Source organism: Streptomyces sp. AM 2-1-1, assembly GCF_029167645.1.
In the GTDB taxonomy this organism is placed as follows: domain Bacteria; phylum Actinomycetota; class Actinomycetes; order Streptomycetales; family Streptomycetaceae; genus Streptomyces.
Window position 1 is genome coordinate 5,427,486 of the sequence record NZ_CP119147.1, and the last position, 18,664, is coordinate 5,446,149.

Below are 18,664 nucleotides of genomic sequence, written 5' to 3' on the forward strand. Positions count from 1 at the left end.
TGCCCGGCGCGCACTGTCCGAGGCGTGGACGGAATTCACCGCAATACGGACAACAAATCCCGCTCTGGTTGGGGGATGGCCGCGCCCTGGTTAACCTCGCGGTATGGCCCTTGGCACCCCTTCCACCCGGACGGACCGCGCGCACACCGTGCGCGAGCTCCTCGCGTCCGGCAAGACGACGTACTCCTTCGAGTTCTGGGCACCCAAGACCGAGAAGGGCGAGCGGAACCTCTGGAACGCGCTGCGCCGGGTCGAGGCCGTGGGACCCAGCTTCGTCTCCGTCACGTACGGAGCCGGCGGGTCCACCCGGGCCGGCACGGTCCGGGCGACCCAGCAGATCGCCGCCGACTCCACGCTCACCCCGGTCGCGCACCTCACCGCGGTCAACCACTCCGTCGCGGAACTGCGCAACATGATCGGCCAGTACGCCGACGCCGGGATCAGGAACATCCTCGCCGTGCGCGGAGATCCGCCCGGCGACCCGATGGCCGAGTGGGTCGAGCACCCGGAGGGCGTGCGGTACGCCGCCGACCTGGTCCGGCTCATCAAGGAGTCCGGGGACTTCTGCGTCGGCGTCGCGGCCTTTCCCGAGATGCACCCGCGCTCCTCGGACTGGGAGACCGACACCCGCCACTTCGTCGACAAGTGCCGGGCCGGTGCCGACTACGCCATCACCCAGATGTTCTTCGAACCCGGCGACTACCTCCGGATGCGTGACCGGGTGGTCGCGGCGGGTTGCGACACGCCGATCATCCCCGAGGTCATGCCGGTCACCAGCGTCAAACAGCTCGAAAGGTTCCCCCAGCTGAGCAACGCCGCCGTCCCCCGGGCGCTGGAAGAACGCATCCACGCGGTCAAGGACGATCCGGCGGCTGTACGCTCCATTGGCATCGAGTTCGCAACGGAGTTCTGCGCGAAGCTGCTGTCCGAAGGCGTGCCCGGACTGCACTTCATCACGCTCAACAACTCGACGGCAACGCTCGAGATCTACGAAAATCTCGGACTGCACAGGCAGTCGTGACCGGCCGTACCCGCCACCGATTTGGGGGCGGCGGCCGTAGAAGGGGGCGGGCGTGGGCTGGACGGTCCTCTACATCGCTTTCGGCGTGGTGGCGTTGTGGCTGCTGGGCGAGGTGCTCCTGCAGTACAAGGCGCGGCTGCGCTGGAGGCTTCTCGCCTTCACCGGCTTCCTCGTCGTGGTGCTCGGGGTCCTGATCCCGTCCGTGCTGGTCATCGCGTTGGGCGCCATCGCCTTCGCGGTGGGCCAGACCTACGTGACCCTCTCCTTCCGGCGTGGCTTCTCCACCGGCTGGGCCATCGGGGGCAGCCCCGGGGCCAGCCGCCGCCGTCGCGCGGAGCGGCCCGCCGCCCCGCAGGAGCCGGTCCTCGAAGTCTCCGGCCTGGAGTACGAGGAGCCCGTCGCGGCCCCCCCGGACGAACCGGCCGCCGTGTACGAGCCGCAGCCGATGCCGGAGGACACCGGCCAGTACGGCGTGTACAGCCCGAGCCCGTACACGCAGCCCGCCGGCGGCCTCCCGGACGAGCGGCACCCCTCCGGCGCCCAGCCCCAGTACGCCGCCTACGACCCCCACACCGGCTACGGCGACCCGGCGCCGGACCCCTCGCACCAGGGCGGCTACGGCTACGGCACCGACCAGCACGGCTATGCCGCGTACTCCGACCCGTACATCGGTACGGGCGGCACGGCCGCTCCGGCGTACGCGTCCTACGACGCCTACGGCAACGCCACCGGCTACGACGCCCCGGGGGCCGGCGGTTACGAGGGCTACCCGAACCAGCAGCAGTACGCCGCGCAGCCGTACGGCGCCGACACCCCGCCCGGCGGCGTCTGGGTCCCCCAGCAGCGCGAGGGCGAGCAGTACCCGCAGGACGAACCCGCCCCGTACGGCAACGGCCACCCGGCCGGCGGCGACGGATACGGCCAGGGGTACGACACCGGCCAGAACGAGCAGTACCGCTACTGAGGCGGTGCCGGCGGCTCCGCGGTGCGCCCCCTCCCGCGAGGGGGCGCACCCCTGTCATGCCGCGCGCGTCCCGCCCGGCTCACCGCGAGCCCCGGAAACCGTCGCCCTCCACGATCAGGCCGGTGACCAGGGCGCCCGACATCCCCGCGTGGGCCGGACCGCCACCGGGATGCGCCCAGCCGCCCGCCAGGTAGAGGCCCGGCAGACGGGTGCGGTTGGCCGCGTGCAGCAGGGCGCCCGCCGCCCCCGCCAGCGCGGGCGGCGGCACCGAACCTCCTGTCGCGCCGGTCTGCGCCTCCGTCTCCGCGGGGGTGCGCACCTCGGAGTGCAGGACGCGTCCGCGCAGTCCGGGGAGCGCCTTCCCGGCTGCCGCGACCACCGTCGCGGCGTACCGCTCGCGCAGCGCCGGGTCCGTCCAGTCGACCGGACCGTGCGGGGCGACCGTGGCCACCAGCGTCACCGCCTCGTGCTCCTCGTCCGGCCGGGTCGCAGGATCGTCCGGGCGCAGCACGGTGACCGTGGGCACCTCGGCGAGCCGCCCCGCGAAGAGCGCCGCCTGCTCCGCCGCCCCGTCCGGGGCGTGTACCACCGTCCGGTGCGGCGCCCCGGGGTCCCGGCCCCCGCGCAGCGAGAGCATCACCACGAAGCGGCCCGGCAGCGGCCCGGTCCCCGGACGCGGCTGCACCGGCACGTCGTCCGCCCCCAGCGCCCCGGCCGGCACCAGCTCCGGGCGCGGGCGTACGCCCAGCACCACCTGGTCGGCCCCGACCTGCGTACCGTCCGCCAGCTCCACACCGGCCGTCCGGCCGTCCTTCTCCACGACCCGGACCGCCTCCGCGCCGAACACGAACTCCACCCGCCGGGCCCGGCACCGCTCGTACAGCGCCTCGGCCAGCGCCCGCATCCCGCCGGCGACGTACCAGGTACCGAAGGTCTCCTCCATGTACGGCAGCAGCGCGGCGCCCGCCGGCGCCCCGCGCGGGTCGAGCCCGTACGCCAGGGCGTAGCCGTCGAGCAGGGCGGCCAGCCGGGGGTCGCCCAGTTCCCACGCGCCGACCTCCGCCAGGGTGGTGGCCCGCCGCGCGCGCAGCAGCCGGCGCGTGCGGACCGCCGGGTACGGGTCGCGGCCGAGGACCTGCCAGTCCGACCGCAGCGGTTCCTCCAGCAGGGGCCGCCGCGAGCGGTCCCAGGCGTCCCCGGCCCGGTCGAGGAAGGCGCCCCAGCGGCCCCCCGCACCCCCGCCGAGCGCCTCGTCCAGGGCGGCGACGACCCCGGCCCGGGAGGCGTTGGGCAGGGACACCCGGGTGCCGTCCGCGAAGACGTGGTGGCTCGCCGGATCGACCTGGGTCAGCGTCACGCGCTGCTCCAGGGGCTCCTTCCCGGTCTTGACGAAGAGGTCGCGCTGCACGGCAGGCAGATGGAGCAGGGCCGGACCGGTGTCGAAGACGAAACCGTCGCGCTCGTACCGCCCGAGGGAGCCCCCGTACGTGTCCGACCGCTCGTACACCGTCACCCGGTGGCCCGCCACCGCGAGCCGGGCGGCCGCCGCCATGGCGCCCGTGCCGGCGCCGATCACCGCAATTCGTGCCATGCCGGTGACCTTATCGAGCACCTGCGCAAGCCCCGGCGCCAGGTGGCGCCGTCCGCCCGGGTCCGCCGGCCCCGTCAGCCGTACGGCCGGGGCCGGCCCGCCCCGGCCGGCTCCCGCTCCTGCCGCCGCTCGGCCCGGCGGCGGAGGTAGCGGCGGATGCGGGAGGCGAGCAGGAAGAGCGCCAGCAGGCCGAGCACCAGCAGCACCGCGGCGACGACGGCCGCGGCCACCGGATGGAATATCGCGAAGGTGATGATCGCCGCCACGCCCAGGTCCTCCGCCGTGCTGACCACGACGTTGGAGAACGGTTCGGGCGAGGAGTTGACCGCCATGCGCGTACCGGCCTTGACCAAGTGGCTCAGGAGCGCGGTCGAACCGCCGAGCGCGCCCGCCGCGATCTGAGGCAGCGAGCCGGAGTCGCCCGCCAGCAGCGCGGCGACGACCGCCCCGGACGCCGGTCTGACCACCGTGTGGACGGCGTCCCAGGCGGTGTCCAGGTAGGGGATCTTGTCGGCCACCGCCTCGACCAGGAAGAGCAGCGCCGCCACGACGAGTACGTCGGTGCGCTGCAGGGACGCGGGGACCTCGTCGCTCAGGCCGGTCGCGCCGAAGACGCCGAGGAGGAGGACCACCGCGTACGCGTTGATCCCGCTCGCCCAGCCGCTCGTGAAGACCAAGGGGAGTACGGACACGGAGGCGATCGTAACGAGCCGCGGGCGGCCGCGGGTGAGCTCCGGCACACAGGGCTGAGTACGCGTACCCAGGGCCCGGGATGAGTAGGTGCGCGGATGGGCCACCGCCCGCCGAGGCGGAAGAGTGGGGGGCACGGAAGGGGCACGGTGCCCGGACCGCCGGCACGGGGCGGCGGACGGCCCGGGCCCCCACCGCAACGGGGGCACGACGGGGGAGCCGGGGGCCACGGGGGACCGGGGCCACGGGGGAGGGCTCCTCCGGCAGTGCGCGGGACGCCGGTCCGGTGGAGTCCGAGGGGGATCGGACTCCACTGGACCGGCGTCTCCTCCGTCTCGCGGCCGTGCGGCCGCTGAGGGAGCACGGGGCCCGAGGGCCCGCGCCGCCCTTGCCGTCGTCGGGCGGCCCCGCGGACGCTCAGTGCCCGCTGACCCGGCCGTGCAGCAGCAGCGAGAGCGCCGAGTGGACCTCGTCGAGCGAGCGCTCCGGCTGGAACGCCTGCCAGTCCAGCGCCGCCACCAGCACCATCCCGACCAACGCGGCGGCGGTCAGCGGAATGTCGATCTCCGCACTCAGCTCGCCGTTCTCCACCCCCGCCCGCAACTCGTCCTCCACCACCGCGACCGCCTCCTGACGCACCACCAGGAGGGTCGCCTGCCACGCCCTGTTGGTGCGCCACAGCTCGGCCACGTAGAGCTGGGTGAAGGACGGGTAGCGGTCGATGAAGGCGAGCCCCGCCCGGATCATCGCGTCCAGCGCGGCGACCCGGGTCCCCCCGCGTGCGGCGGTCTCCTCGGAGGCCGCCCGCAGCGCGGCGGTCAGCAGGCCGACGCCGTGCCGCAACAACTCCTCGAAGAGCTCGGTCTTGCTCTTGAAGTTGTAGTACACCGTTCCTTTGGCCACACCGGCCCGCTCGGCGATCTCGTCCACCGTGGTCGCCGAGAAACCCTTCTCGGCGATGAGGGTCACGGCCGCCTCGTAGAGCTTCTGCCGGGTCGCCTGGCGGCGCGTGGTGCCACTGCTTTCCATGACGGTGATTCTCACAGGTCCGCCCGCGCTCCGAGCCCGTTCACAGAGCGAGCTCCGGATGCAGCCGCTCCAGGGTCCACACCTGCCGGCGGCGGGCGGCGACGGCCGTCAGCGCCAGGGCCCCCGCCGTGAAGGCGGCGAGCACCGCGCAAGCCTGCCACACGGGCCCGAGCCCGCCGCCGGTGATCAGCCGTCGCAGCGCGTCGACGACGTGACTCATCGGCAGCCAGGGGTGGAGCGCCTCGAAGAAGCCGGGGCTGGTCCGGACGGGGTACGTACCGCCCGCCGAGGTCAGCTGGAGCATCAGCAGCGCCAGCACCAGGATCCGTCCCGCGGCCCCGAAACGGGCGTTCAGCCACTGCACGATCGCGGCGAAAGAGCAGGTCACCAGCGCCAGGAAGGCGACCGTGCCGACCGGGTGCGCCATCTCCAGGCCCAGACCCCAGTGGAGTACGGACATCAGCGCGGCGACCTGCAGCAACCCGATCGCCGCCACCGGCAGCCAGCTCGCGAGCGCGGTCCGGCGGGCCGGGGCGCCGACCGCCAGGGCGCGCCGGTTGAGCGGTTGCATCAGCATGTAGGCGACCATCGCACCGACCCAGAGGGAGAGCGGGATGAAGTAGGGGGCGAAGCCGGTGCCGTAGTTCGGCGCCGCGTGCAGGGACGAGGAGGCCAGCCGGACCGGGTCGGCCATGACGCCGGTACGCGCGTCGCGGTCGGCGTCGTCGTAGTCCGGAATCCTGTCGGCCCCGTCCTTCAGCCCGTCGGCGAGGGTGGTCGACCCGTCGCTCAGACGGTGCAGCCCGGAGTCCAGGCCGGTGGCGCCGGTCCTCAGCTCGCCCACCCCGGTGTCCAGGGCGGTGGCCCCGGACTTCGCCGTCGTGAGCCCGGTGTGCAGGGTCCCGGCGCCCTCGGCGACCCGCTGCGCGCCCGCGTCGAGCGCGTCGACCTTGGCCACGGCCGCGTCCAGATCGTCGTCGAGCGTCGGTGCGCGGCGTTCGAGCTCCCGGGCCCGGCGCTCCAGGTCCGTCAGCCGGGTCCGGAGCGTGGTGAGGTCTCCCTGCTCGTCGGTGACCAGGGCGCTGACGTCGTCGGCGACCTCCGCGACACCGGCCGCTGCCGTCGCGGCCTTCTCCAGGGGTGCGCAGAGGGCCGGGTCCGGCGACGCCGGGTCCTCGCACCGCTGGGTGTGGACGGCGGCGAGGTCGTCGGAGGCGGTGTGCGCGGCGGTGGCGGCGAGGGGTGCGGCCTTCACCAGCTCGTCGAGGTTCTGCCGCACGGTCCGCGAGGCGTCGGCGACCAGCCGGGCGGTGTCACCGATGGACTCGCCGTCGTCGCCGAGGAACGGGCGGATCCCGCTCGCGACGGCGTCGACCCGGTCGGCGAGGAGCCGGGTGCCCTCCGCCACCTGCCGCGAGCCGGTCCGCAGTTCGGCGGAGCCCTGGTCGAGCGCGGTGAGGCCGGCGGCGAGCCGCTCGCTGCCCGCCTTGCTCTCCCCGAGTCCCTCGGCGAGGTCCTTCGACCCCTTCTCGGCCGTCGCGATGCCGCTGTGCAGATCGCCGGCGCCGGCGGCGGCCTTCGCGGTCGCGTCGTGGAGGTCCGAGAAGTCGACGAAGATCCGGTCCAGGAAGCCGCGTGAGGCCTCGGCCGACGCGGCCGCGCGGATCTCGGAGAACACCGTCCGGGAGATCTGGCCGACGATGTAGTTGTTGGCGTCGTTGGTGCGCACCCGCAGGGCCCCGGTCTCCGGGGAGTCCCCGCCGCTCGACGCGATCCGCCGACTGAGGTCGGCCGGCAGGGTGAGCGAGAGGTAGTACGTGCTGTCCTCCACACCCCGCCGGGCCTCGGCCGCGTCCACCCGGTGCCACTCGAAGGTCCGGGAGTCCAGCAGCTTCTCGGTGAGCTCGTCCCCGGCGGCGAGCCGTTCGCCGGAGGACCCGCTCCCCTTCTCCCCGGGCACCCGCGCTCCCCGGTCCTCGTTGACCAGGGCGACGGGGATCCGGTCCAGATGTCCGTACGGGTCCCAGAAGGACCAGAGGTAGAGCGCGCCGTACAGCAGGGGCAGCAGCAGGAGGGCGGCGAGCGCGGCGCGCGGCAGCTTTCCCCTGCCGAAGCGTTTCAGCTCAAGCCCGGCGAGTCCCGTCGCCCGCATGGTCGGCCTCCTTCTCGGTGTGGGTGGTGCCGGGGGTACCAGGGGTGCCGGCGGTGACCGCGGTGGTGGTGCGCCCGGCGCCGGGGGCGGGGCTCCCGGCGGTGTCCGTGGCTGCGGCGCCGGGGGCCGCCCCCGGGCCGGTCCGCACGGTGAACACGTCCTGCGGGGCCTCGGCGCAGACGGCGAGCACGGTCGTGCCCCCGGCGGCGACCGAGCGCAGCAGCTCCCACGCCGCCGCCCGGCCCGCCGCGTCGAGCCCGAGGTCCGTGTCGTCGACCGCGAGCAGCCGGGGCCGGTCCAGCAGGGCCAGGGCCACCGAGAGCCGCAGCGACTCCAGCCGCTCCAGGTCCCGGGCCTGGGTCCGTCCTGCCTTCGGCAGGGCGGCGAGGTCGAGCCCGGCCGCTGCCACCGCCTCGTCGATCCGCTCGGCCACCGCCGCGCGTTCGCGGCCCGGACGGAGCAGCGCCCGCACGGGCCCGGTGTACCGGCTCCGGAGCAGGGCGCGTTCGCGCAGGTGCTCGGCGACGGTCAGTGCCGGGTCGAGCTCGCTGACGCCGGGGACCGGTCCGAGGGCGGTGACGCGGCGGACCGCCGCGAGCCGGCCCGGCAGTGCGAACCCGCCGGTCTCCGCGCGTCCCTCCGTGGTCCGCATCCGGCCGGTGAGCGCCAGCAGCAGTGAGGTGCGGCCGGAACCCGACGGCCCCTGGAGGGCGACGAGCGTGCCGGCCGCGGCATGGAACTCCACGCCCCGGAACGCCCATCCGCGCGGCCCGCGCACCCCGAGGCCGCGCACGTCGACGGCCGCGCCTCCGGGAGGCGCCGGGCCGGGAGCGGCCGTCGGCTCTTCGTCCGTCATCGGTCCCCCTTTGAACTGACTGGTCAGTGCAAAAACGTAGCCGCAACCTGCCCCCGAAGCAAAAGGCCAGGTCACCGAGGGCGTGAACCGGACTGTCAGTGGTACCCGACACCATGGACACATACGGCCACCGTGCCGTCACAGACGACAGGAGGATCGTCATGGCCAGCTCGTCCGCAGCCGCCGCCCCGCGGCGCCGCGCAGGCAGCCCTGCCCCCTCACCGACCGGTCCGCCCGACGACGTCCACCCCGTGTCGCGCCGGGCCGGAGCGCCGCCTGCCGCCCTCGACCTCCTCGCCACGGCCCACGCCGGCCTGACCGAGGCCGCCGTCCTCGACGTCCCCAACGAGCGCTACGCCACCGCACACCTCGCCGCACTGCGCGCCGCCGCCGCGGTGCTCGCCGCCCGCGGCCGCCCCGAGACCAGCAAGCGCCACCGCGAGCGCATCCGCAGCGCCTGGGAGGTGCTCCCCGAGATAGCGCCGGAGCTCACCGAGTGGAGCGCCCTCTTTGCGTCGGGCGCCGCGCGCCGGGCCCGCGCCGAGGCCGGTCTCCCCGGGGCGGCGAGCCGGCGCGACGCCGACGACCTGCTGCGCGACGTCGCGATGTTCCTGCGCCTGGTGGAGCGCCTGCTCAGCCTCCACCCCACCCTCCCGCTGCCGAGGAGCGGCCGCCCCGGCCAGGGGTGACCGGCGCCGGCGGCGGGCCCGGGCGGGCCTCCCGGCGGCCCGCCGCCGACCTGCCGCGGGGTGACGGGGCGGGAGGTGCGAGGCAATAGGGTGGAGTCCACCCGCACCACCTGCACCGTTCACGCTCCGCCGCCCGCGGCGGCACCGCGCCGAGGAGTCATCTGCCGTGTCGGACCAGCCGCGCCCCCGCGCCTCCCTCCGTACCGCCGTGGTCTGGGAGGTCCTCAAGGACGCCCTCGACCGCCAGACGAAGGCGACCGGCAGCGACAGCCTGGAGGTCCTGGACACCGGAGGCGGCACCGGCAACTTCGCCGTGCCCGCCGCCCGGCTGGGGCACCACGTCACCGTCGTCGACCCCAGCCCGGACGCCCTCTTCGCGCTGGAACGCCGGGCCGACGAGGCGGGCGTCGCCGACCGGGTGCGCGGGGTCCAGGGCGACATCCTCGGGCTCTTCGACGTGGTGCGGCGCGGTTCCTTCGACGCGGTGCTCTGCCACGGCGTCCTGGAGTACGTGGACGAGCCGGCCGAAGGCGTACGCAACGCCGTCGAGGCGCTCCGCCCGTCCGGCGCGCTCAGCCTGCTCACCGCCGGGTCGGGCGGCGCCGTGCTGGCCCGCGCCCTCGCCGGCCACTTCGCCGAGGCCCGACGGGCGCTCACCGACCCGGCGGGCCGCTGGGGCGACGGCGACCCCCTGCCCCGCCGCTTCACCGCCGACCAGCTCTCCGGCCTGGTCCGGGACGCGGGTCTCGACGTGGCCTCGGTGCACGGCGTACGGGTCTTCGCCGACCTGGTCCCCGGCGTCCTCGTGGACACCGAACCCGGAGCGCTCCAGGCCCTGCTGCAGCTGGAAGCGGCCGCCGCCGAGCTGCCGGCGTTCCACTCGGTCGCCACCCAGCTGCACGTCCTGGGAGAGCGAAGGGCCTGACGGCCCCGGGGCGCGGCACGGAGCGGGCGGCGGGGGAGCGGCTGATCAGCGGCGCGCCGCCGCACGGACCGGCGCATCACCTCCGGCTCCGGCCCCCCGATCCGGGCCCGGGCCCCGTATGATCGGGTGACAGGATCCGGCATGACGGATCGGTCGCCGGGGAATCAACGCCTCAAGGGCCGAACCGACATGGCGGTACGGACTGGCTGCTGGCTGGTGGGCGGGTTTCCCGGGGGTGAATCCCTGCCTATCCTGGAAGGGCCGCTTACCGGTCGCCCCCGCGGCCGACGACGAGGAGGACTCCGTGCCGCTCTCGGAGCACGAGCAGCGCATGCTCGAGCAGATGGAGCGAGCGCTGTACGCCGAAGATCCCAAGTTCGCGACAGCGCTCGAGGGAAGCGGACTGCGTACGTACACCCGGCGACGGGTCTACCAGGCGGTCGCTGGATTTCTGGTGGGTATCGCGCTCCTCATGGCCGGAATGGTCGCCCAGCAGATCTGGATCAGTGTGGTCGGGTTCCTCGTCATGCTCGGTTGCGCCGTACTCGCGGTCACCGGCTGGCGCAGGGCACCCAAGCCCGGGGAGCAGCCGCAGCGCGGTGCCCCGGCCGCCGGGCGGCAGCCCCGGCAACACCGGTCCGTGATGAACCGCATCGAGCAACGGTGGCAGCGCCGCCGCGACGAACAGGGCCAGTGAACCTTCCCCCGCCGCGGTGAGCGGGACGGGGACGGTAGGACGTACGGCGAGGGGCGGGACGCGCAGGACGCGTCCCGCCCCTCGGCCGTACCCGCTCAGCCCCGCGAGCGGGAGGGGCGCAGCGACCGGCCGAGGGCCGCGAACCGCTCCGAGAGCCGTCGCGCCAGTGCCGTCCGGCTCTCCGAGGCGGCCCACACCACCCGGACGGCCGAGCGGGGGGCGAGTGCGGCCCGGAGCCGGGTGAGCCGGCCCGCCCGGTCGGCCAAGCCCCCGCGCACGGTCACCGCGTCCTCGGCCAGTCGGCTCGCCGGAAGCGGCCGGGGCGCGTACAGCACCTGTTCCACCGCCTCCGCGACCCGCCGTGCCGCCGCCGCCGGCTCGTCCTCGAGACCACCCAGCCGGGCGAGGCGGCAGGCGGCCGCACGCGGGGTCAGCGCCTCGTCCGGGACGATGCCGTAGTCCCAGGCCGAGTCCGTGATCTCCCGCCAGACCGCCAGCGTTCTCGCCGCCGCGTCCGCCGGGGTCCGGCCGCCCGACCGGTACAGCCGCCGGTCCCGCACCCGGGTCCGCCACAGCAGGGGCGACAGGAGGAACAGCACGACCAGCACCACCCCGAGCACCCCCAGGACCACCGTGCCGAGCGGGAAGCCCGGCCCGCCGGTGTCCACGGCGGCCGGGGCCGCCGTCGCACCGCAGTCGCCCTCCCGGCGCATCTGCGCCGGGCAGCTCTCCGAGGCGGACGGGGCGGCCGACGGCCGCTCCGGGGCCGCGGTCGTCGGCGCCGCCGAGGGGTCCGCCGCCCCGGTGGGCGCCTGGGGCACCGTGTACGGGGGCACCGAACCCCGCGTCGGGGTGGGCTCGAACCGGGTCCAGCCCACGCCCTCGAAGTACAGCTCCGGCCAGGCGTGGGCGTCCCGCAGCCCCAGGGAGACCGAACCGTCCGCCTGCGTCGTGCCCGGGGCGAAGCCCACCGCGACCCGGGCCGGGATGCCCAGCGTCCGGGCCATCGCCGCCATCGCGAACGAGAAGTGCACGCAGAAGCCCCGCCGGTCCTTGAGGAACCGCGCGATCGCGGCCGATCCGGTCCCCGAGTTCACCTTCGTGTCGTAGGAGAAGCCGCCGTTCAGCGCGAACCAGTCCTGCAGCGCCACGGCCTGCTCGTAGTGGTTGGCCGAACCCCGCGCGACCTCGGCGGCGGTCTCCGCCACCACGTCCGGCAGGGCCGCCGGGACCTCGGTGTACTCGCGGGTCAGCTCCGCCGGGGGCAGCCCCGCCGACGCCAGTTGCCCGGCCGTCGGCTCCACCACCAGACTGCTGACCTCGTACTCCGCGCCGCGTGTGGTCTGCCCGCCGTCGCCGATGAGGGTGCGCCCCTCGGGCTCGTACCGCCAGCGGCCCTCGACCTCGACCTTCGTCGCCGGGTACGGCATCGGCAGGTAGTCCTGCCGGTAGCCCCCGGAGGCCGAGATCCGCGAGGTGATCTCCCGGGCGGCGACCCCCGCTCCGAGACCCGTCGGCTGCGGAAGCTGGTCCGGCACGTCCCGCAGGGCCCGCTTGGACGGCAGCCATTCGGCGCCGGTGAACCGGTCGAGCGAGAGGATGCGCAGGTAGAGGTCGCCGGGAGTGCCGTCGCTGGAGCGGTACGTCAGCACCTCCCGGTCCTCCGACTGGTTGAGGCTGTCCTGCAGCGAGACCAGCGGGTTCACCGCCGAGATCGTCCCCCCGCCGCCTCCCCGGCCGTTGCCGGTGCCGAAGTCGCCCAGCAGGCCGGTGCCGAGCGAGGGCAGCGCGTACGACACCGCCAGCGTGACGCCCAGCGCCGCCGCGCCGATCCGGCGCCCGGTCCGCACCGGCGACTTCACCACCGGCCGTACCCCGGTGCGGGGCGACGGCCCGCCGAAGAGCCGCCCCCACTGGGCGGTCCGGTCCCGGCCCTCGGCCAGCAGGAGCAGCAGATAGCCCGGCGCCGCGAGGGCGAACCACCATCGGCTCGCCCCGTCGTCGGACAGCCCCGCCGCCACCGAGTAGAGCGCCAGCAGCGGGAGCCCGGCGGGCGCCGCGGCACGCAGCGTCACCGCCAGCACGTCGACGAGCAGCCCCACCACGAGGACCCCGCCGACCAGCAGCAGCCGGATGCCGTCCGTCATGGGCGCCGGGATCGCGTAGCGGCCCACGTCGTCCACGCCCGTCGTCAGCAGGTCCCCCAGCCACTGGACCGCCTGCGGTCCGGGCAGCACCCCGAGCACCGCCCGGTCACCGGCGAAGACCGCCGTCAGCAGCACGAGCGCCACCACCACCTGCACGGCGACGGTCGCGGTCCGCGCCGCGACGAACCGGCGCGCCAGTGACCCCGCCCCGCTCTGCACGGCGAGCAGCAGGGCGGCCTGGCCGATCCACGTCCAGGGATCGACCAGCGGCAGCAGCGCCCCCGCCGCCAGCAGCGTCGCCACGCAGGCCCACAGGGCGAGCCGGACGGGACTGCTCATGACCATCCTCCGGAGAAGCCTGTCGCAGCGCCGCCACCGGCGGGCTGGGTGTCACCGGGCTGCCCGGCCCGCTGCCACACCTGGGCGAGGTCCGCCCCCGGCGGCACCGGCACCGCGGTCCAGCCCTCCTCGCGCAGCAGCCGCAGCCGCTCCCCGAACGGGACCGACGGCGTGGACCCCGCACCCGGCGCCCACGCCTCGCCGTCCAGGACGAACGCGACGGCCGCACCGCTGCGCCGCCGCATGGCGGCCGCAGTCGCCACCTGCTCCTCGTCGAGGTCGCCGAAGAAGGCGAGCAGCAGCCCTTCGTGCCCGCCGCGCAAGACGTCGTGCGCACCGCTCAGCCCGCTCGCGTCGGAGTGCTCGACGACCGCGAGGGCGTCCAGCATCGGCCCGGCCGCCTCCGCCGACCCGTGGGCGGAACCGGTGAAACCGTCACCGCCGTCGCCGGGCGCGGCCCCGCCCTCGTCCGTCAGCAGCCGTACGGCGAAGCCCCGCTCCACCAGGTGGGCCAGCGCGGAGGCCGCGGCCGCCACCGCCCACTCGAACGCGGCGTCGGGCCCGGCGCCCCGGAAAGCCGACCTGCGGGTGTCCAGCAGCACCGAGGCGCGGGCCCGCTGCGGCTGCTCCTCCCGGCGCACCATCAGCTCGCCGTACCGGGCGGTGGAACGCCAGTGCACCCGGCGCAGATCGTCACCGTGCCGGTAGCCGCGCGGCAGCACGTCGTCCTCGCCCGCCTGGGCGAGGGAGCGCTGACGCCCGTCGCCGTACCCGGAGGCCGCGCCGGTGAGACGGAGCGGGGGGAGCGCCTGGGTACGGGGGACCACCACCAGGGTGTCGTGGGCGCTGAAGGAGCGGGTCAGCTCGCACATCCCGAACGGGTCGGCGAGCCGCAGCTGGAGCGGTCCCAGCGGGTAGCGGCCGCGCAGGTCCGAGCGGACCCGGTAGGAGACCTCCCGCCGCCCTCCGGGCTCCATCCGGTCCAGCACGAAGCGGGGCCTCGGACCGAGCACGTACGGGACCCGGTCCTGGAGCATCAGCAGTCCGGAGGGGAGCCGAGAGGTGTTGTCCACCCGCAGGTGCACCCGTGCCTCCGAGCCGGCGGGCACCCGCGAGGGCGAGAGCCGCCGCGTCCCGGCCACCCGGTAGCGGGTGCGGTGGAGCGCGCCGACGCAGACGAGCGGCAGCACCGCGAGCAGCAGCCCGACCAGGAGCAGGTCCGCCTGACCCAGCACGTAGGCGCAGCCCGCGGCGGCGACGCCGGCGGCCAGGAAGGAACGCCCCCGGGTGGTCAGACCGCCGAAGGCCGCCCGCAGGGTGCCCCTGTCACCGGCGTCGCCGGCCGTGCCGGCGCGGGGGCCGGAGCCCCGGTGCGCGTCGTCCATCACGCCCGCCGGGCGCCGGGCGCGTACGCCGGTCCACCCTGCGGGTACGGGGGTATGCGCCGGTCGGCGCCACCGGAGCCGGGAGAGGTGGGCACGGGGGTGCGCTGGAGGATCTCCTGCACCACCTGCTCCGCCGTGCGGCGGTTGAGCTGCGCCTGCGCGGTGGGCAGCAGGCGGTGTGCGAGCACCGGCACCGCGAGGGCCTGGACGTCGTCGGGCAGCGCGTAGTCCCGGCCGCTCAGGGCCGCCGCCGCCTTCGCCGCCCGCAACAGGTGCAGGCTGGCCCGGGGGGAGGCGCCGAGCCGCAGATCCGGGTGGCCGCGGGTGGCCCGGACCAGTTCGACCGTGTACCGCCGCACCGACTCGGCGACGTGGACCGAGCGGACGGCTTCGATGAGCTTCACGATGTCGTGGGCGTGGGCCACCGGCTGCAGGTCGTCCAGCGGCGGGACCCCGCCGTGGGTGTCGAGCATCCGCAGTTCGGCGTCGGGACCGGGGTACCCCATGGACACCCGGGCCATGAACCGGTCGCGCTGGGCCTCCGGCAGCGGATAGGTGCCCTCCATCTCGACCGGGTTCTGGGTCGCGACGACCATGAACGGGTCGGGCAGCGCGTAGGTCTGCCCGTCGGTGGTGACCTGGCGCTCCTCCATCGATTCGAGGAGGGCGGACTGCGTCTTGGGCGAGGCGCGGTTGATCTCGTCGCCGATCACGATCTGCGCGAAGATGGCGCCCGGCTTGAATTCGAAGTCCTTGCTCTGCTGGTCGAAGACGGACACGCCGGTGATGTCCGAGGGGAGCAGGTCCGGGGTGAACTGGATGCGGCGTACGGAGCAGTCGATGGACCGGGCCAGCGCCTTGGCCAGCATGGTCTTGCCGACCCCGGGCACGTCCTCGATCAGCAGGTGGCCCTCGGCGAGCAGCACGGTCAGCGCGATCCGCACGACCTCGGGCTTGCCCTCGATCACGCGTTCCACCGACCCGCGCACCCGCTCCGTCGTGACGGTCAGATCAGTGAGGTTCGCTCGCTCGTCATAGGTGGTCACCCGGTCCTCCTCGGCCCTTCACGCACGGGCCCGCACCGCTGAACGGCGTGACCCACCCCGATTTGCGGACGCCTCTCCGGAAGCCCCGGAGCACGTCACCCCACGCATTGTTGTTGCCGTTACCGCTTCGTGTCACTCGCGCACGGACAACCAGGGCCGATATGTCGGGTGTTGTCGATATTCGGACCCCGGTACGGGGCCGGGACGCGCGCCGCGCCGCCCGGTGCGGCGGCACGGAGGAGGGATCGGCCACGCCGTCCCCCACGCGGCGGGACGGCGGTCGTGGGAGGTCGTGGGCGGCCGGAACGCGAGGTCCCGGCCGCAGCGGCGCCGGCGGCCGGGGCGTCAGGAGGCCGGGGTGATCTCGCGCAGCAGACCGGTCGTGACGTCGAAGACGAAGCCCCGGATGTCGTCGGTGTGGACGAGGAAGGGCGAGGTGCGGACCCGCTGGATGGACTGGCGCACGTCCTGGTCGACGTCGGAGAAGGACTCCACCGCCCACACCGGCCGCTGGCCGACCTCCAGCTCCAGCTCGTGGCGGAAGCCCTCGGTCAGCGACTCCAGGCCGCAGTTGGTGTGGTGGATCAGTATGACGCTGCGGGTGCCGAGGGCCCGCTGGCTGATGGTGAGCGACCGGATCACGTCGTCGGTGACCACACCGCCGGCGTTGCGGATGGTGTGGCAGTCACCGAGTTCCAGTCCCAGCGCGGCGTGCAGGTCGATGCGGGCGTCCATGCAGGCGACCACGGCCACCTTCTGGACCGGGCGGGCATCCATGCCCGGGTCGGTGAACGCGCTCGCGTACCGACCGTTCGCCGCCACCAGGCGGTCCGTGACGGAATCGCCGGAACGCGGGGCGTCCGGGGTGGTGGGGACGGCTGCGGGAGGGGTCTGCGCGGAAGTCGACATGGAGACGACGTTATCCGTCCCGCCTGCTCCGAGCGGCTCGGGGAAGAGGACAAAAAACGCCAACGAGGCTTGTTGTGAGCTAACCCACAGGACTCACCGCGGCTCGCCCGTCCGGGTGAGGACGAGGGGCCACCGGAGCGGGACGACGCGCAGAGCGGTTCGTTGATCCGGAATCGATCGAATGGCAGGGTGGACTAAAGTGACGCGAAGTTACCGACCGGCCCCGAAGGCCGGTTCCGTCCCGTCGGCACCGCATGTTCCGCGTGGCGATCCGGTCCTCGTGGTGGTGCTCGCGCTGGTGCGGTCCTCCGCAGCACGCGCAGCGCAGCCGCTCCGCCCTTCCCCGCACGTCCGATCCTCCCGTGATCCGCGTCGCACGTGCGGCCCGGCCCTCTCCCGCTCGCGGCCGGCCGGCGCCCCTTCCCCGGCGCCGGCAGACCTCCCCTTCCGAGCGGGCGGGGACCAGGCCGCACGTGCCGCCCCACGGACCTGAGCCTGAGAGGGCGCATTGAGCCAGACCCGACACGTCCCGGTGATGCTCCAGCGATGCCTGGACCTGTTGGCCCCGGCTCTGCGGGCGGACGGCCCCCCACCGGTGGTCGTCGACTGCACCCTCGGCCTCGGCGGCCACAGCGAGGCCCTGCTCACCGCCTTCCCCGAGGCGCGCCTGATCGCCCTCGACCGGGACAAGGAGGCGCTCCGGCTCTCCGGCGAGCGCCTCGCCCCGTACGGCGACCGCGCCACCCTGGTGCACGCGGTCTACGACGAGCTGCCGGAGGTGCTCGACCGGCTCGGCGTCCCGAAGGTCCAGGGCGTCCTCTTCGACCTCGGTGTCTCCTCCATGCAGCTCGACGAGGCCGAGCGGGGCTTCGCGTACGCCCAGGACGCGCCGCTCGACATGCGCATGGACCAGACCACCGGGATCGGCGCCGCGGAGGTCCTCAACACCTACCCGCCGGGCGAACTCGTCCGCATCCTGCGCGCCTACGGCGAGGAGAAGCAGGCGAAGCGGATCGTCTCGGCGGTCGTGCGCGCACGTGAGAAGGAACCGTTCACCAACAGCGCCCGCCTCGTCGAACTGATCCGCGACTCCCTGCCGCAGGCCGCCAAGCGCACCGGTGGCAACCCGGCGAAGCGCACCTTCCAGGCGCTGCGCATCGAGGTCAACGGTGAGCTCACCGTCCTGGAGAGGGCCATCCCCGCCGCGGTCGCCTCGCTCGCGGTCGGCGGCCGGATCGCCGTGCTCTCCTACCACTCGCTGGAGGACCGGCTGGTCAAGCAGGTGTTCGCGGCCGGTGCCGCGAACACCGCCCCGCCCGGGCTGCCCGTCGTACCCGAGCGGTACCAGCCCCGGCTCAAGCTGCTGACCCGGGGCGCCGAGCTGCCCACCGAGGAGGAGGTCGCCGAGAACCGGCGCGCCGCCCCCGCCCGGCTGCGCGGCGCCGAACGCATCCGCGCGGAGGAGCGGTGACCGCCCCCCTCGGGCGCGCCCCCTCCGAGGGCGCCGGATCACCGGAGGCGACGCGGTGAGCAGGCCGGCCGTGCCGCGGGGCGGACGGGCCGGCCGGCTCGCCCGGCTGATGCCGTCGGGGCCGAGCAACGCGGCCCGTACCCCCTTCATGCTGCTGGTCGTGGTCCTCCTCGGCGGTGGACTGATCAGCCTGCTGCTGCTCAACTCGGCACTCAACGAGGGTTCGTTCCGACTCAGCGAGCTGCGGAAGCAGACCACCGACCTCACCGACGAGGAGCAGGCGCTCCAGCGGGACGTGGACGGCTTCTCGCAGCCCGACGCGCTGGAACGGCGGGCCAGGGAGCTGGGCATGGTCCCCGGCGGCAGCCCCGCCTTCCTGAACCCGGACGGCACGGTCCGGGGCGTGCCCGCCGAGGTCACCGCGGACCCGCAGCCGTCCCCCGCCTCCTCGCCGCCGGAAGAGCCGCAGACGTCCGAAGACCCTGCGGCGACCGGTACGGCACCGGCCGACGGGACCGGCGCGGGCGCCGAGGACACGTCGTCCACCGGCTCAGCGGGCAGCACCCCACCCCTCGCCGTACCCTCCGCCGCGCCCTCCCCGACGGCCGCCTCCCCGGATCCGGCGTCCCCGGTCGCGCAGGGCGTCCAGGGCGCGCGGACCACCGGCACCGAGCCGGTGGCGGAAGCCGACGCCGAGGACGCGCGGGAGCGCGCCGCGGCGACCACGACCCCGACGACCCCGGGCAGGTGACG

At 74.8% G+C, this 18,664-nt stretch carries 16 protein-coding genes; 7 read left to right on the forward strand and 9 right to left on the reverse strand.

The window, feature by feature from the left end; genetic code table 11:
- The first annotated feature begins 103 nt into the window (after positions 1 to 103).
- Both metF and PZB77_RS23720 read left to right on the forward strand, forming a co-directional pair.
- Positions 104 to 1,021, forward strand: coding sequence for a methylenetetrahydrofolate reductase [NAD(P)H] (metF, locus tag PZB77_RS23715; protein ID WP_275494639.1), 918 nt, complete (start codon positions 104 to 106; stop codon positions 1,019 to 1,021).
- Positions 1,022 to 1,073: 52 nt separating this feature from the next.
- A complete protein-coding gene (locus PZB77_RS23720; RefSeq protein ID WP_275494640.1) occupies positions 1,074 to 1,985 on the forward strand; it encodes a hypothetical protein in 912 nt (303 codons plus the stop codon).
- 79 nt (positions 1,986 to 2,064) lie between these two features.
- Here the strand turns inward: PZB77_RS23720 and PZB77_RS23725 are convergent, their stop codons facing one another.
- The 5 genes from PZB77_RS23725 to PZB77_RS23745 all read right to left on the reverse strand — a co-directional run bounded on the left by PZB77_RS23725 (position 2,065) and on the right by PZB77_RS23745 (position 8,303).
- A complete protein-coding gene (locus tag PZB77_RS23725; RefSeq protein ID WP_275494641.1) occupies positions 2,065 to 3,576 on the reverse strand; it encodes an NAD(P)/FAD-dependent oxidoreductase in 1,512 nt (503 codons plus the stop codon).
- A 74-nt stretch (positions 3,577 to 3,650) separates the two neighbouring features.
- Positions 3,651 to 4,268 (reverse strand): DUF4126 domain-containing protein, encoded by a 618-nt coding sequence (locus PZB77_RS23730; RefSeq protein ID WP_275494642.1) that lies wholly within the window; start codon positions 4,266 to 4,268, stop codon positions 3,651 to 3,653.
- A gap of 415 nt (positions 4,269 to 4,683) precedes the next feature.
- A complete protein-coding gene (locus PZB77_RS23735) occupies positions 4,684 to 5,295 on the reverse strand; it encodes a TetR/AcrR family transcriptional regulator (RefSeq protein WP_275494643.1) in 612 nt (203 codons plus the stop codon).
- Between the two features lie 40 nt (positions 5,296 to 5,335).
- Positions 5,336 to 7,447 carry a YhgE/Pip domain-containing protein gene (locus PZB77_RS23740; protein WP_275494644.1) on the reverse strand — a complete coding sequence of 704 codons (2,112 nt, stop codon included), beginning with the start codon at positions 7,445 to 7,447 and terminating at the stop codon, positions 5,336 to 5,338.
- Positions 7,419 to 8,303, reverse strand: a complete 885-nt coding sequence (locus PZB77_RS23745) for an ATP-binding cassette domain-containing protein (protein ID WP_275494645.1) — start codon at positions 8,301 to 8,303, stop codon at positions 7,419 to 7,421. The genes PZB77_RS23740 and PZB77_RS23745 overlap by 29 nt, the downstream gene beginning before the upstream one ends.
- A 161-nt stretch (positions 8,304 to 8,464) precedes the next feature.
- Between PZB77_RS23745 and PZB77_RS23750 the strand changes: the two genes are divergently transcribed.
- The 3 genes from PZB77_RS23750 (at position 8,465) to PZB77_RS23760 (ending at position 10,614) form a co-directional block, all read left to right on the forward strand.
- Complete coding sequence (locus PZB77_RS23750) at positions 8,465 to 8,992, forward strand: SAV_6107 family HEPN domain-containing protein (protein ID WP_275494646.1); 528 nt, start codon at positions 8,465 to 8,467, stop codon at positions 8,990 to 8,992.
- A gap of 166 nt (positions 8,993 to 9,158) precedes the next feature.
- Positions 9,159 to 9,917, forward strand: coding sequence for a methyltransferase (locus PZB77_RS23755; RefSeq protein WP_275494647.1), 759 nt, complete (start codon positions 9,159 to 9,161; stop codon positions 9,915 to 9,917).
- 304 nt (positions 9,918 to 10,221) lie between these two features.
- Positions 10,222 to 10,614, forward strand: a complete 393-nt coding sequence (locus PZB77_RS23760) for a DUF3040 domain-containing protein (RefSeq protein ID WP_275494648.1) — start codon at positions 10,222 to 10,224, stop codon at positions 10,612 to 10,614.
- 95 nt (positions 10,615 to 10,709) lie between these two features.
- On the opposite strand, the gene PZB77_RS23765 is transcribed toward PZB77_RS23760, so the two are convergent.
- The 4 genes from PZB77_RS23765 to PZB77_RS23780 all read right to left on the reverse strand — a co-directional run bounded on the left by PZB77_RS23765 (position 10,710) and on the right by PZB77_RS23780 (position 16,440).
- Positions 10,710 to 13,100, reverse strand: a complete 2,391-nt coding sequence (locus PZB77_RS23765; RefSeq protein ID WP_275494649.1) for a transglutaminaseTgpA domain-containing protein — start codon at positions 13,098 to 13,100, stop codon at positions 10,710 to 10,712.
- Positions 13,097 to 14,485: a DUF58 domain-containing protein gene (locus tag PZB77_RS23770; RefSeq protein WP_275494650.1), complete on the reverse strand. Its 1,389-nt coding sequence runs from the start codon at positions 14,483 to 14,485 to the stop codon at positions 13,097 to 13,099. Before PZB77_RS23770 ends, PZB77_RS23765 begins: the two co-directional genes overlap by 4 nt.
- Positions 14,485 to 15,531: a MoxR family ATPase gene (locus tag PZB77_RS23775; protein WP_275494651.1), complete on the reverse strand. Its 1,047-nt coding sequence runs from the start codon at positions 15,529 to 15,531 to the stop codon at positions 14,485 to 14,487. The genes PZB77_RS23770 and PZB77_RS23775 overlap by 1 nt, the downstream gene beginning before the upstream one ends.
- A 345-nt stretch (positions 15,532 to 15,876) precedes the next feature.
- Entirely contained in the window at positions 15,877 to 16,440 is a 564-nt protein-coding gene (locus PZB77_RS23780; RefSeq protein ID WP_275494652.1) for a carbonic anhydrase, read from the reverse strand.
- A gap of 508 nt (positions 16,441 to 16,948) precedes the next feature.
- On the opposite strand from PZB77_RS23780, the gene rsmH reads away from it, so the two are divergent.
- Positions 16,949 to 17,911: a 16S rRNA (cytosine(1402)-N(4))-methyltransferase RsmH gene (gene rsmH / locus PZB77_RS23785; protein WP_275494653.1), complete on the forward strand. Its 963-nt coding sequence runs from the start codon at positions 16,949 to 16,951 to the stop codon at positions 17,909 to 17,911.
- Positions 17,912 to 17,966: 55 nt separating this feature from the next.
- A complete protein-coding gene (locus PZB77_RS23790) occupies positions 17,967 to 18,662 on the forward strand; it encodes a septum formation initiator (protein WP_275494654.1) in 696 nt (231 codons plus the stop codon).
- Positions 18,663 to 18,664: the final 2 nt, after the last annotated feature.